Source organism: Deltaproteobacteria bacterium, from assembly GCA_018668695.1.
Classification (GTDB): domain Bacteria; phylum Myxococcota; class XYA12-FULL-58-9; order XYA12-FULL-58-9; family JABJBS01; genus JABJBS01.
The window spans coordinates 26,248-38,041 of sequence record JABJBS010000364.1 but is presented as its reverse complement, the minus strand read 5'-3'; the positions used below and the strand labels follow the sequence as shown (position 1 = coordinate 38,041).

Below are 11,794 nucleotides of genomic sequence, written 5' to 3'. Positions count from 1 at the left end.
ATTGGATGCAAAACGACAGATTCGAAGCTCAAATTCATGTTCTTGAGCGACAGCTATCTGCCGTGCGAAGAGTGGGTGAACTGCTCGCCAGTAGTATTGGTTTAGACTCCGTTTTTAAAAGCATCATTCCCCAAGTTTCTATTCTCATGGAAGCAGACCGGTCCAGTCTTCTGCTATTCGATTCTTCCGCTCAAGAGCTGTGGTCACAAGTATTGCAAGGAGCCGACACGCTGGTTATCCGCCTCCCACTGGGACAAGGCATTGCCGGGTGGGTTGCTCAAACCGGCGAACGGGTCAACATTCCCGACGCATACGAAGATGAGCGGTTTAATCAAGCCTTCGACCGAGAAAGTGGTTACCGCACTCGCGAAGTGGCCTGCGTTCCGCTGACCAGCCGCAGCGGTAAACTGCTGGGCGTGCTGCAAGTTCTTAACAACAAGAGAGGCGGCTCATTCGATAGCGACGATATGGCGCTGCTGGATACCATTGCTGGGCAAGTTGGGCACGCGGTCGAGAATGCTACATTGGCCCAGCAAATCTTGGATAAAAACGAAGAACTCGCCATTGCACAGTCTAAAGCTGAACGCAGAAGCGCAGAACTCGACCTTCTTTATGAACTCGAACAAGATGCAGCTCAAGCTACCAACCTCGACTCATTGATGAAAAGTGTCCTGCATTGGAGCAGTAAACGTGTGAGCTGCCAATCCGCGATGCTCATTCTGCATGGTTCTCATTTTCAGACATTGTATTATTTACAAAACGATGAGGGTGGGCAGGAACAGGCTCAGAAAAACACACTCCAAATCAAGAATGAAAAGTTCAAAGAGATTGCGCGAGATAAGCCGTATCAGCTTTACTTAAAATCCGAGCTTACTGAAATCGAATTTCTTGAGAAGTACGTACCGGATGAAGTTAAGAATGTCGGTATCGCAGGGCTTACTCACGACTCAACGCCCATCGGCAACCTGGTTGTCATCAACGCCGGTGGTGATGACGATGAAAACAGCGAATCAACCGATAAATTGCTCACGCTGATTGCAAGCCAAGTCTCTCGGTCCATCGCTACCTTAAGAGGCCGTACCGAACGAGCCGAAACTGACCGATTGGCTTCTGTAGGGCGTATGCTTGCCGGAGTGGCCCACGACCTTCGTAATCCAATGACCGCGGTAAGTGGTTACGCTCAGATTCTCGTCAGCGAAGAAGAAGAGGAAGAACGTCTTTTCTTCAGTGAGAATATAGTCCGGAATATCAAAGAGATGACCGCCATGGTCAATGACGTACTCTCCTACTCACGTGGTGACTTCACTCTGAAGACTTCATTGGTGGAACTTGAAAACTTGGCGACTCAAATACGAGAGTTCCTTGAGCCCTTGTGTAGCCAACGTCAGATTAGTCTCACCATCAATTCAAGCCGAGACGTTATTTCCGCCGATATCGCAAAAGTAAAACGTATCCTACTCAACCTTGGGAAGAATGCCGTAGATGCACAAAGGCGTGGTGGATCCGTTGTCATTGACCTTCAAAGCATCGATGGCGCGTTCAATGCTTGCGTAACAGATACAGGGCCAGGCCTGCCCACCGAGGTTAAAGAAAATCTCTTCCAACCCGTCAACAACCGCAAAGATGGCGACGGGACAGGGCTTGGACTCTCTATCGTTAAACGATTCGTTGACGACCACTACGGAGATATTCAAGTCGAAACATCGTCGGACGGTACTGTCTTTAAGATCGACCTTCCGAGAGCGGAAACCGTTGACGCCCCCGGCGGCATCGGGCCATAAGTGTTCAATGGCTCGGAAAAAGAAAAAAAAGAATCAAAAGCAATCAGCGCCTGCTCAAAAACAGGACAGCTTTAACAACCCATTCGGCGCACTGAAGCTGCCAGAGAAAACAAAAGTAAAAGAGAAGCCTGCCAAGAAAGCCGTTGCCGCACCGCTGCCCGACCTTGAATCAGTGGATACATCCTCAGCCCCTCCAGGCATCGATCCCATGGAAGCTGCTTTCTTTCTAAAAAGTATGGGGCAAGTGCGTAAAGTAAAGCACGATAAACCCAAAGTGGCAGGACCCACTCCATTGGAAGTTGCCCAGCTCGAAGATAACCTCGCGATGGCTGAACTTGCATCTTTGATCGGTCAGGACCAGTCCTGGGCCATTGAGGTGGATGAAGACCAGGTTTACACCGCACGTGCGCCCGGGGTTTCAAAGGAAATGACCAAACGCCTCCAAAAAGGTGAAATACCGCCCAATAAGAGCATCGATTTACATGGCATGACTCGCCAAGAGGCCCACCAACACGTTCGGCGTACACTCCTTGCGGTAAGACGCGATGGGCATCGTTGCCTTAAAGTTGTAACTGGTCGAGGACATAATACTCCTGACGGACATGGCGTGCTCAAAGAAGCATTGCCTACCTGGCTCACCACCGCGCCATTGAATGCACACGTTCTAGCTCTGGTCACTGCCCCAGGCAGACTTGGTGGCCAAGGTGCCTACCTGATTCTATTGCGTCGACCCGCCCAAACATGAACCTAGTCACCACGGTAGAGACTATTCTCTGGGCCAGCTTAGGGCTCTTCGTCCTGGATACCGTCATGGGCTTTCCAGTAACGCTTCGCCTTTATCGATGTATGGCCTGGCTATTTATAAATCTTGAATTACTTGCTCTGAAAATCATTCATGCCATCGTCCAACCTGAGTTCGTTTTACAAGGGGACTGCATGCGCTGCGGTGCCTGCTGTGAACATATCGTCGGAGATCCTCCCAAGTTCATCAAACAAACCCGGTTGCTCTCGATTTACTTGGCCTACCACCGATTTGCTCACCGATTTACCCCGACCCACCGCGGGCCCAACGATGAAGTTATTTTTACCTGCGGACACCTTCAAGACGATGGCCGTTGCGGCATCTATCGGTTTCGGCCCTTGATCTGTCGAAACTACCCCGTCGTCCCATATTACAGCGTTCCCGGACTTCTCCCTGACTGCACCTATACTGTAGCGCCAAGAATCGTGGCCAACATGCAGAAGAGAAAAAGTCTTCCTATTCTCAATGCAAACGTGATGGTTCATCACCCCACGCGTATGGAGCCCGGACCGAGTGCGCACGACGATTTTCATTTGGTTGACCCCATGGGTGGGACATCGGTCGAGCCAAAATCTTGCGATGTCGATCCAGATGGCTACAACAATAATCATGCGTCGCCTTCTTCCACTGATACTCTTAAGCCTCCTGAGCCAGGGCTGTAACACGCCTTTTATGCCGCCCTTGCTTCACCGGGTGATACCCAAAGATGCGCCCTTGCGAGTAACCGGCTCGAACGTGTCCCGAGAAGCGCAGCGTTCTATCGCCGTCAAAGCAGCTCAAACGCTTTTGACTCGGAAACCTCAAGCCCGTGGCCTTATCTTCGAACCCGATCCTGTAGGCTTTGTAAGGGCAGCTTGGTGGGAAGCGGGACTCGACTTAATCAACCCACACAGCTTTGAGGACGAAGAAATGCATGGAATGGCGATGCTCTACCAATCCGCGTTGTCTCGAGGATCACTTTTCAAGCAAGCCCCCAAACCGGGCGATTTGGTCTTCCTGGGCCCGGAACCGAGTGAGTCGAACCCATTTCCTACTCAGGTAGCATTGGTGGAGTCGGTCGACTCAGATGGAACTGTTCACGCTCTCGGTCGCTTCTCAGGGGGGCCGCGAAGAATCACCTTCGATACGGTTCGTCACAAAGAGCGAACACGTCCCGGCGGAAAAGTTCTTAACGACCTTCTGGATAATCAAAAAACGACGGGCAGTTTGTTTTGGAGCTATGGGATTCCCTACTGAAAAAGTTTCCAGCGGGGCGCCAATTCTGGGCGTTATCTTCAATCAGTGTTTAAAACTGAGTCCTAATTTTGAAATCGCGATGGGAAGTCTTCCGCGAAGGTCTTCGTTGGATGAAGCTCTTTGGCCCGACCAATCAGAACAATTTCAGCTTCAACGATGTTCGGATCTGGGACACAGCAATCAACTGGGCAAACCGCCGCACATTGCTCTTCTTCAAAGTGACCGACGCACTCTGTACACTTCTGAGGATTAATAACATAAGTGTCATCACCCTCGGTAATAGCCTCATTCGGGCATTCCGGCTCGCAAGCGCCACAATTGATACATTCTTCCGTAATTATAGTTGCCATTGTGTAATCCCTTTCAATGCCAGAATAAACTAGAGCATGCGTTTTTAGTACCTGCAAGTAAGCAGATGTTATTGTTCAAACGATGTCAGCGCACGTCTGACATCCGTGTATAGGTTATCTGAAGCAGGTACAAAACCATTAATATTCGTTGGTCCACGTAAAACTTGCCGGCCCAGTTCGTCTTGAGTATTGAGACCTAATATTGCCTCACGTGCCTTGGCCACCAAACTTGGCTCCAATCGGGCATTAGCGACCACTGCATCATAGGGAATTCGGCCCATCTTAGCGATAATGGACAATTTCTCATTACCGGGGGCCTGATCTTTCATGATGTTGAAAGCTGACGAGGATGTCGCACCAGCGTCCACCTTACCCGCCAAGACCCACTCGATCAGTTTCTCATGGTCCCCTGCATAGAGAATCTCTGAGAAAAACTTGTCGGGTACAATCTTCAAGCTCCTCATTTCGGCCATCGGGTAGAGATAACCGCTGGTCGAGAGCTTATCTACAAACCCAAAGCGTTTGCCCTTAAGATCAATAAGGCTCTCGATTCCGATATCATTACGACTAACAATATATGCCGAATAGGTCGTGGCTCCATTGGCGACTTGACTGGCCAATAAGTGTAGGTCGGGTTCGGCCTTCTTCGCCCGAACATAACTCAAGGGAGACAATACTCCCAAATGAACCTCTTGTGTACCAATCAGCTCGATCATCTTTTCATACGACGCCACGCTGCGCAGTTCACACGGTCGCCCCAACTTCTCGGCTAAATAATCGACAAGTGGTTGGAATTCATCTTTTAAGAACCCCTCACCCAGATAAGGAGTCGAAGCGAAAATGATTTTATCTGGATTGAGAAAATCTGTTCGGGCGGGTTGAGCAGGCTCTACAACTGGCGGTGAAGCCGGTTTCTCCTCAGGCTGCGATACACAGCCCAAACAAAACAGCCCTGTCATTAAACCAATATATGAAGGCCACCTATTAAGCTGCATGCCCCGGTTATACGCATCCATGGGTAGGGAACCAACCAGATGAACTAATTATTTCAACATTGCTGTACTTTAAGTCACTAGGAGCGCGTCTGCGCTAAATCACTCCAAGTTGAAACACAGTTGCGACCCTTTTCCTTGGATAAATAGAGGGCCCTATCAGCGCACTCGATAAGCTCGTGCTCGGTTTGAGCATGGGACGGGAAAAATGAAACCCCAAAGCTCGCCGTAACCTGACCACCTGGCTGATTTTTACCCGCTGGAAAAGAAGCATCGTTAATCGCCAATCGAAGCTTTTCGGCAGCGCGCAAGCCTTCATCAGGCGACGTATCGAGGAGCATGATGATAAACTCTTCCCCGCCATAACGACCAATCAAGTCCGTTTGCCGCAGCGTTTGCTGCAGGAGCTGAGAGAAAACTTTAAGCAACGAATCCCCCATCGGGTGCCCATTGGAATCGTTATAGTGCTTAAAATGGTCCAAATCTAACATGATCAAAGTGAAGCGATGCACGGTTCTGCGGCCTCTTGCTACTTCAAGTTCAAGCTGGCTCATGAAATGGCGACGGTTGCATAAACCTGTGAGTTCATCGGTGCGAGCCAACGATTCGAGCGCAGTATTCGCTTGTCGAAGCATGAGATTGGACTCGGCAAGCTCCTGAGTACGCTCTTCAACCAAAGTCTCCAGACCGTGGGTATAATTCTGGATCTCATCGGCCATATGGTTGAGCTGACGGCCAAGCTCACCAAGCTCATCCCAGCGCTCATTGTGGTTCACCCGGGCGTCGTGGTCTCCAAGCCCAAAGCGCTCTGCCATATTGCGCATCCGCACCACCGGCGTGACGACCAGCTTCGACAAAACCCAAAAACCAACCAACCCCGCCAAAAGCGCGATAACACTGGCCGCTAAAGTAAACCGCACTTTCCTCTGAGCAAGTTCCTGTTCCAATCGATCCAGGCGAAAGCCGGCCACCAGTGTCCCCCAACGCAAGCCGCTGACAACCGGCACCGCCACCTCAATCGCCTCCTGATTATCCAGGACCGTCGTTCTAAAACTTGCTCCCGTTGTTGAAGCTGCCTTTTTCATAAATTCGTCGTCTAGAACCTTCTGGAAAAACCCAGCTCGCGTATCAGAAAGAACCCTGCGCTGTGGATCGAGAATCGTGAGATAAACGATATCCATCTCGCGACCGCTTTCGACAAACCCTGCGAGATAATCGTCGAGCCGAGAACTGTCATGATTGGCCATCGCAATGCTGCATGGGATCGCCAAAGATCTCAAAAGAGCGATGCCACGCTGAACCATTTGGGAGCGATAAATCTCTCTTTCGGCCTCAAATCGAAAAAAACCGCCGACCAAAAGAGTCGTAAGAATAAAACCGGTGATGGCTAAACCTATTTTACCGCGAAGCTTCAAGGAAATTCCCTTATAAAAAACAGGATCTTAGCGAATACATAGATGCTACTGCTCCATCATAACCAATTCTAGCCCCCGTAGGGAGCTTTCACAGATCATCTTTGTATCAAGCCGTGCGCCAGTACGTTGACAGAAATATCTAGGGCTGGTAATCCACGCTTCCTCGTGCGGCGGTGGCGGAATTGGTAGACGCACCAGCTTGAGGGGCTGGCGGTAGCAATACCGTGGAGGTTCGAGTCCTCTCCGCCGCACCACTTCAGACTTCTAAGGTCATTTCACAAAGCCTCCAAGCTTAACGAAAAGACCCAGCCCGCGCTTGGCTTTAACTCAAGCGCTAAACGGCGGACGCTATGGAAATCTTTCTTACAGTCATTCATATTTTTGTATCCATTGTTCTCATTCTCTCTATTCTTCTGCAGTCTGGTAAAGGCGGCGGTATGGGAGCAGCCCTAGGCGGAGCAAGTGCTCAGGTCTTTGGTGGACGTGGTGCAGGAACATTCTTGAGCAAGTTTACAACGTTTGCAGCGATTGTTTTCATGTGTACGTCTTTGACGTTATCCATGATGGGCTCTGATAACCGATCAGTCGTCAAAGATGCCCTTCAGAAAGAAGCACCTGCAGCAGCAGCTCCGGCAGCTGAAGCAGCGCCAGCAGATGCAGCTCCAACTGAGGCAGCACCAGCTGAGGCAGATACAGCGGCAGCAGCTCCGGCAGCTGAAGCAGTTCCAGTAGATGCAGCACCGGCTAAACCAGCGGAAGCGCCTGCCGAATAAACGAAGTAGCTTAGGTTACAACTCGAAGAATTAAAGGCTTCCTGTAGAAATACAGGAAGCTTTTTTTTTGCGCTTTATTTAAGACCGAGCCTTAACGATTCCAGCAAATGACTCAGCCTGAAGACTGGCTCCTCCAACGAGAACACCATCAATATCTTCTTGAGACATTAGCTCTTTAGCATTGCCCGGCTTAACGCTCCCGCCATAGAGCAGGCGCATACCGGTTGCTAAATCCTGACCCACGTAGCGAAGTCTTTCACGAATTCCTGCGTGAACATCCTGTGCCTCTTGAGGAGTTGCCACCTTGCCTGTGCCGATAGCCCAAACAGGCTCATAAGCAATAATCATATTTTCAAGCGTTGTGAGTTCGAATCCCTCGATCGCGGCATCAAGCTGCTCTCCGACAACCTGTAGCGTACGTCCAGCTTCACGCTCTTCCAACGTTTCACCAATACACAGAATCGGCGTTAAGCCTGCGTCGAAAGCTGCCTGCATTCTTTTTCGAGAAGTCTCTAAAGTCTCACCGAAAATTTGTCGGCGCTCCGAGTGTCCAATCAATGCGTACTTGCATCCTGCTTCTTGAACCATCTCTGCACTGATGGCTCCGGTAAACGCACCGGACTTCTCAAAATATACCTCTTGGGCACAAACCGAGACATTGGATTCAGACAGCTTTTGAGCAACTGGCCAGATGGCCGTGTACGTGGGAGCGATAATAATATCGCAGTCCCGAAATTGAGCGACAAGTCTACGAAGTTCAGCCGCGGTTTCAGTTGCCTCGGCAACCGTTTTATTCATTTTCCAGTTACCGGCAATCACATAGCGACGCATAGGTATGCTCCCATCAACCAAGTTTAAGAATTGGTTGAGAGTACATCAAGACCGGGTAATGTTCCATTCTCAAGAAACTCTAAACTGGCACCGCCACCGGTAGAGATATGACTCATTTTGTCGGCTTTGCCGCTCTTTTCAACGGCAGCAACGGAATCACCCCCGCCAACAACCGTGTAACCCGCGCATTTTGCAGCGGCGTCAGCGATGGCCATTGTGCCCTTTGCGTAAGCATCCCACTCGAAAACGCCCATTGGACCATTCCAAAAGAGAGAGCCTGCGTTGCGAACTTTCTCCGCGTAACGCTCTCGTGTCATCGGGCCGATATCCAACCCCATCAAGTCATCGGCGATGTGGTCATCGGCCAAAATACGCGGCTTTGCAGCTTCAGAAAAATCTGATGCAGCAATATGATCAACCGGTAAGAGAACTTCAACACCATGGTGACGAGCACGCTCCATCACTTCGGTAGCTACCCGTATCTTATCTTCTTCAACTCGCGAAGCACCTACTTTGATGTCGCGCGCTTTCAAGAACGTGTAAGCCATCGCACCACCGATGCATAAAACATCGGCTTTCTTCAGCAGTGCATTGAGAACGCCAAGCTTGTCGCTGACCTTCGCGCCGCCTACAACCGCCACAAATGGTTTTGCAGCACCGTTGACCAGCTTGGAGAGTGCGCTCACTTCTTTTTCTAGAAGTAGACCTGCAGCTGCTTTTTCAACATGGCGTGCCATGCCCACAATCGACGCATGTGAACGGTGCGAGGCACCAAACGCATCATTGATATAAATATCAAAGGGTCGCGCTAAATCGCGAGCAAAGTTTGCATCGTTCTTGGTCTCACCTGGGTTGAAGCGCAGGTTCTCTAAAAGCAACACACCTTTGGCGCGCTTCTCTTTAAGTAACCCCTGCACTCCTTCACCCGTGCAATCATCGGCTAAAATGACATCCACACCTAAGAGTTCACTCAAACGAGAACCTACAGGTAAGAGGCTAAAATCCGGGTTCGGCTTACCCTTAGGACGGCCAAAATGGGATGCCAACGCCAGCTGTGCCCCTTGCTCAAGCGCATGCTCGATGCTCGGGAGTGCTGCTCGTAAACGAGCATCGCTGGTGACGACCCCATCCCTAACCGGCGCATTTAGGTCCAGACGCATAAAAACCGTGCGTCCACCCAAATCCAGATCTGTCATTTTTTGAAGTTGCATTATCCGAACTCAATTCCCTGCGCCAACGGCAGCTCTGTGGAGTAATTAATGGTTTGGGTTTGTCGGCGCATATAGGCTTTCCAAGAATCAGAGCCCGACTCACGCCCGCCCCCTGTTTCTTTTTCGCCACCAAATGCTCCGCCAATTTCAGCGCCACTGGTACCAACGTTCACATTTGCAATCCCGCAGTCAGATCCCATTGCTGAAACAAAGGTTTCAGCATTTCGCATAGACTCGGTGAAAATAGCGCTTGAAAGACCTTGCTCAACACCGTTTTGAATGTCGATCGCATCTTGAAGCGTATCAAATGTCATCACGTAAAGAATCGGAGCAAAGGTCTCATTCTTCACAACGTCCATACCTGGGTGCGCTTTAACAACCGCCGGGGTTACATAGCAGCCACCAGGGTACGCTTCACCTTCAAGCTTCTCGCCGCCGAGTAAAATCTCACCGCCCTGCTCCGTAGCATGCTTGAGTGAGGTCATCATTTGGTCCACAGCATCTGTATCGATAAGGGGTCCCATCATCGTGTTTGAGTCCAGTGGGCTACCAATACGAACTTGCTTATATGCCTTGAGCAAACGCTCCATGAAGCTATCAGCAATATCTTTTTGTAAAAGCAGACGGCGGGTCGTCGTACAACGCTGACCTGCGGTTCCCACGGCGCCAAATAGAACACCACCCAAAGCTAGGTCCATATTCGCATCGTCCATAACAACCAATGCATTGTTGCCGCCCAGCTCCAGAATAGACTTTCCAAAACGCTCTGCAACCACGGCGCCCACGCGTCGTCCCATTCGGGTAGAACCGGTTGCTGAAATCAGTGGAAGACGCTTGTCCTGAATCATACGCTCACCGACCGGATCGGCCGTTGCAACTGTAAGTCCCATGACACCTTCGAAACCGTTGTCGCCGAGAACCTGCTCTGCAATCTTCTGGCAAGCAATTGCGCAAAGCGGAGTCTTCTCAGATGGTTTCCATACCATCGTATCTCCGCAAACCGCTGCGAGGTATGCATTCCAAGCCCAGACTGCTACCGGGAAGTTGAAGGCGCTGATGATGCCCATGGAACCAAGTGGATGCCACTGCTCAACGAGTCGGTGCAAAGGACGCTCGCTCTTGATGTCGAGTCCGTAAAGCTGACGAGACAAGCCCACGGCATAATCGGCGATATCGATCATTTCTTGAACTTCGCCTTCACCTTCAGCGACAATCTTGCTCGACTCAAGCGCTACCAATTTACCGAGAGCTGCTTTCTTGTCGCGTAGGAGCATTCCCATTTGGCGAATAACTTCGCCACGCTTTGGAGCAGGCACCATACGCCAGCTTTCGAATGCCTTCGTCGTTTTACCAACGACTTGGTCGTAGTCTTCTACAGTCGCCATTTGAACCTTAGCGATCAGGCTGCCATCAACCGGTGTACGGCTTTCAATGATTGCTCCATTTGCGCTAACCAAATCGCCACAAATGACACCGCTGTTGTTTTCTTCGATTCCAAGTTCAGTCAAAAAATCCCGCATGATTTTATCTCCATCCGCGTTCAAATAGGTGGTGCTACTTCCATCCTCAAATCGGTGCGTTCATGCACTTACAAACTCTTAAGGTCAAGCATGTGTGGACGGGAAAAAAGGACGCTATGCGTCAAGGAGCAGCCTCAATGGATGGGCCGATCTAAACGATGAATTGCTTTAGAGTGGATATCGCACTGAGTCAGTGCATCAAGTTACATACCTGCGGCGCGCTGCTGAACTTCTTCGGTCACTTCATCTTCAGCTCGCAGACGAATACGTGACTTTCTTTTCGGGAAACGGGCGCCGGTCTGTTCGTAGAATTTTCGAACTTCGTCCATATCGACTTTAACATCGCCGGTAAGATCGATGACTCCGCCGATACCACCTTCTTTGCGCGTGTAATCAAGAAAACCAAAGACCAAAGGAACATCTGCTCCAACCGCAACATGGTAAAAACCGCTTTTCCAATAGTCCCGGTAACCGCGTGTTCCCGCTGGTGGAATCGCAAGGTGCATATGCTCGGAGTTGGCATACTCAGCTTTGAGCTGGTCAACCAAGTTGTGGCTGCTGCTGCGGTCAACCGGCACGCCACCCAGAGCTCTCATAAAACCACCAAACGGCTTCTTGAATATCGTATCTTTACCAAGCCACTGAAGATGAAGGTCGAAGTGCCACGCACAAAGAACGAGTAAAACGAAATCCCAGTTACTTGTGTGGGGAGCTGCAATGAACACGGTTTTTGGAGCCGTCGGCGCTTCGCCCTTAAAGGACCAACCGGCCGCCCCGAATACCAAATGGGCAACGCCCTTTTTCATCAAACCTAACATCAGCTGACCTTACGTAATATTGCGTACCACCGTTACCAATGGTCACTCTAACTCGAGTGCAAGTG

Annotated in this window: 12 protein-coding genes and 1 tRNA gene; 6 read left to right on the top strand and 7 right to left on the bottom strand. The window is 50.4% G+C overall.

From position 1 onward, the window contains the following. Positions 1 to 5: 5 nt before the first annotated feature. From HOK28_21130 to HOK28_21115, 4 genes are read left to right on the top strand one after another with little or no spacing between them, the layout of a single operon-like run. Positions 6 to 1,781: a GAF domain-containing sensor histidine kinase gene (locus HOK28_21130; GenBank protein MBT6435611.1), complete on the top strand. Its 1,776-nt coding sequence runs from the start codon at positions 6 to 8 to the stop codon at positions 1,779 to 1,781. 7 nt (positions 1,782 to 1,788) lie between these two features. Further along, entirely contained in the window at positions 1,789 to 2,526 is a 738-nt protein-coding gene (locus HOK28_21125; GenBank protein ID MBT6435610.1) for a hypothetical protein, read from the top strand. Further along, on the top strand, positions 2,523 to 3,245 hold the full coding sequence (locus tag HOK28_21120) for a YkgJ family cysteine cluster protein (GenBank protein ID MBT6435609.1): 723 nt from the start codon (positions 2,523 to 2,525) through the stop codon (positions 3,243 to 3,245). Before HOK28_21125 ends, HOK28_21120 begins: the two co-directional genes overlap by 4 nt. After that, positions 3,175 to 3,819 carry a hypothetical protein gene (locus tag HOK28_21115; GenBank protein MBT6435608.1) on the top strand — a complete coding sequence of 215 codons (645 nt, stop codon included), beginning with the start codon at positions 3,175 to 3,177 and terminating at the stop codon, positions 3,817 to 3,819. Before HOK28_21120 ends, HOK28_21115 begins: the two co-directional genes overlap by 71 nt. A gap of 62 nt (positions 3,820 to 3,881) precedes the next feature. Here the strand turns inward: HOK28_21115 and HOK28_21110 are convergent, their stop codons facing one another. From HOK28_21110 to HOK28_21100, 3 genes are all read right to left on the bottom strand, one after another. Then, positions 3,882 to 4,169: a YfhL family 4Fe-4S dicluster ferredoxin gene (locus HOK28_21110; GenBank protein MBT6435607.1), complete on the bottom strand. Its 288-nt coding sequence runs from the start codon at positions 4,167 to 4,169 to the stop codon at positions 3,882 to 3,884. A 68-nt stretch (positions 4,170 to 4,237) separates the two neighbouring features. Further along, on the bottom strand, positions 4,238 to 5,185 hold the full coding sequence (locus tag HOK28_21105; GenBank protein MBT6435606.1) for a phosphate/phosphite/phosphonate ABC transporter substrate-binding protein: 948 nt from the start codon (positions 5,183 to 5,185) through the stop codon (positions 4,238 to 4,240). A 56-nt stretch (positions 5,186 to 5,241) separates the two neighbouring features. Beyond that, positions 5,242 to 6,576: a diguanylate cyclase gene (locus HOK28_21100; protein MBT6435605.1), complete on the bottom strand. Its 1,335-nt coding sequence runs from the start codon at positions 6,574 to 6,576 to the stop codon at positions 5,242 to 5,244. A gap of 167 nt (positions 6,577 to 6,743) precedes the next feature. On the opposite strand from HOK28_21100, the gene HOK28_21095 reads away from it, so the two are divergent. Together HOK28_21095 and secG are read left to right on the top strand one after the other, a co-directional pair. Beyond that, positions 6,744 to 6,830 (top strand) — tRNA-Leu (locus HOK28_21095). Between the two features lie 96 nt (positions 6,831 to 6,926). Continuing rightward, complete coding sequence (gene secG / locus HOK28_21090; GenBank protein MBT6435604.1) at positions 6,927 to 7,349, top strand: preprotein translocase subunit SecG; 423 nt, start codon at positions 6,927 to 6,929, stop codon at positions 7,347 to 7,349. A gap of 78 nt (positions 7,350 to 7,427) precedes the next feature. Here the strand turns inward: secG and HOK28_21085 are convergent, their stop codons facing one another. The 4 genes from HOK28_21085 to HOK28_21070 all read right to left on the bottom strand — a co-directional run bounded on the left by HOK28_21085 (position 7,428) and on the right by HOK28_21070 (position 11,729). Then, a complete protein-coding gene (locus tag HOK28_21085) occupies positions 7,428 to 8,180 on the bottom strand; it encodes a triose-phosphate isomerase (protein ID MBT6435603.1) in 753 nt (250 codons plus the stop codon). A 23-nt stretch (positions 8,181 to 8,203) separates the two neighbouring features. Continuing rightward, positions 8,204 to 9,391: a phosphoglycerate kinase gene (locus HOK28_21080; protein MBT6435602.1), complete on the bottom strand. Its 1,188-nt coding sequence runs from the start codon at positions 9,389 to 9,391 to the stop codon at positions 8,204 to 8,206. Then, entirely contained in the window at positions 9,391 to 10,911 is a 1,521-nt protein-coding gene (locus tag HOK28_21075; GenBank protein MBT6435601.1) for an aldehyde dehydrogenase family protein, read from the bottom strand. The genes HOK28_21080 and HOK28_21075 overlap by 1 nt, the downstream gene beginning before the upstream one ends. A gap of 203 nt (positions 10,912 to 11,114) precedes the next feature. Then, a complete protein-coding gene (locus HOK28_21070; GenBank protein ID MBT6435600.1) occupies positions 11,115 to 11,729 on the bottom strand; it encodes an acyltransferase in 615 nt (204 codons plus the stop codon). Between the last annotated feature and the right edge of the window lie 65 nt (positions 11,730 to 11,794).

Bases quoted from the DNA above. Each gene is read 5' to 3' on its own strand.
- HOK28_21105 (MBT6435606.1), bottom strand. From the start codon at position 5,185: ATGGATGCGTATAACCGGGGCATGCAGCTTAATAGGTGGCCTTCATAT.
- HOK28_21080 (MBT6435602.1), bottom strand. From the start codon at position 9,391: ATGCAACTTCAAAAAATGACAGATCTGGATTTGGGTGGACGCACGGTT.
- HOK28_21125 (MBT6435610.1), top strand. From the start codon at position 1,789: ATGGCTCGGAAAAAGAAAAAAAAGAATCAAAAGCAATCAGCGCCTGCT.
- HOK28_21115 (MBT6435608.1), top strand. From the start codon at position 3,175: ATGGCTACAACAATAATCATGCGTCGCCTTCTTCCACTGATACTCTTA.
- HOK28_21110 (MBT6435607.1), bottom strand. From the start codon at position 4,169: ATGGCAACTATAATTACGGAAGAATGTATCAATTGTGGCGCTTGCGAG.
- HOK28_21120 (MBT6435609.1), top strand. From the start codon at position 2,523: ATGAACCTAGTCACCACGGTAGAGACTATTCTCTGGGCCAGCTTAGGG.
- HOK28_21075 (MBT6435601.1), bottom strand. From the start codon at position 10,911: ATGCGGGATTTTTTGACTGAACTTGGAATCGAAGAAAACAACAGCGGT.
- HOK28_21130 (MBT6435611.1), top strand. From the start codon at position 6: ATGCAAAACGACAGATTCGAAGCTCAAATTCATGTTCTTGAGCGACAG.
- HOK28_21070 (MBT6435600.1), bottom strand. From the start codon at position 11,729: ATGTTAGGTTTGATGAAAAAGGGCGTTGCCCATTTGGTATTCGGGGCG.
- HOK28_21085 (MBT6435603.1), bottom strand. From the start codon at position 8,180: ATGCGTCGCTATGTGATTGCCGGTAACTGGAAAATGAATAAAACGGTT.
- secG (MBT6435604.1), top strand. From the start codon at position 6,927: ATGGAAATCTTTCTTACAGTCATTCATATTTTTGTATCCATTGTTCTC.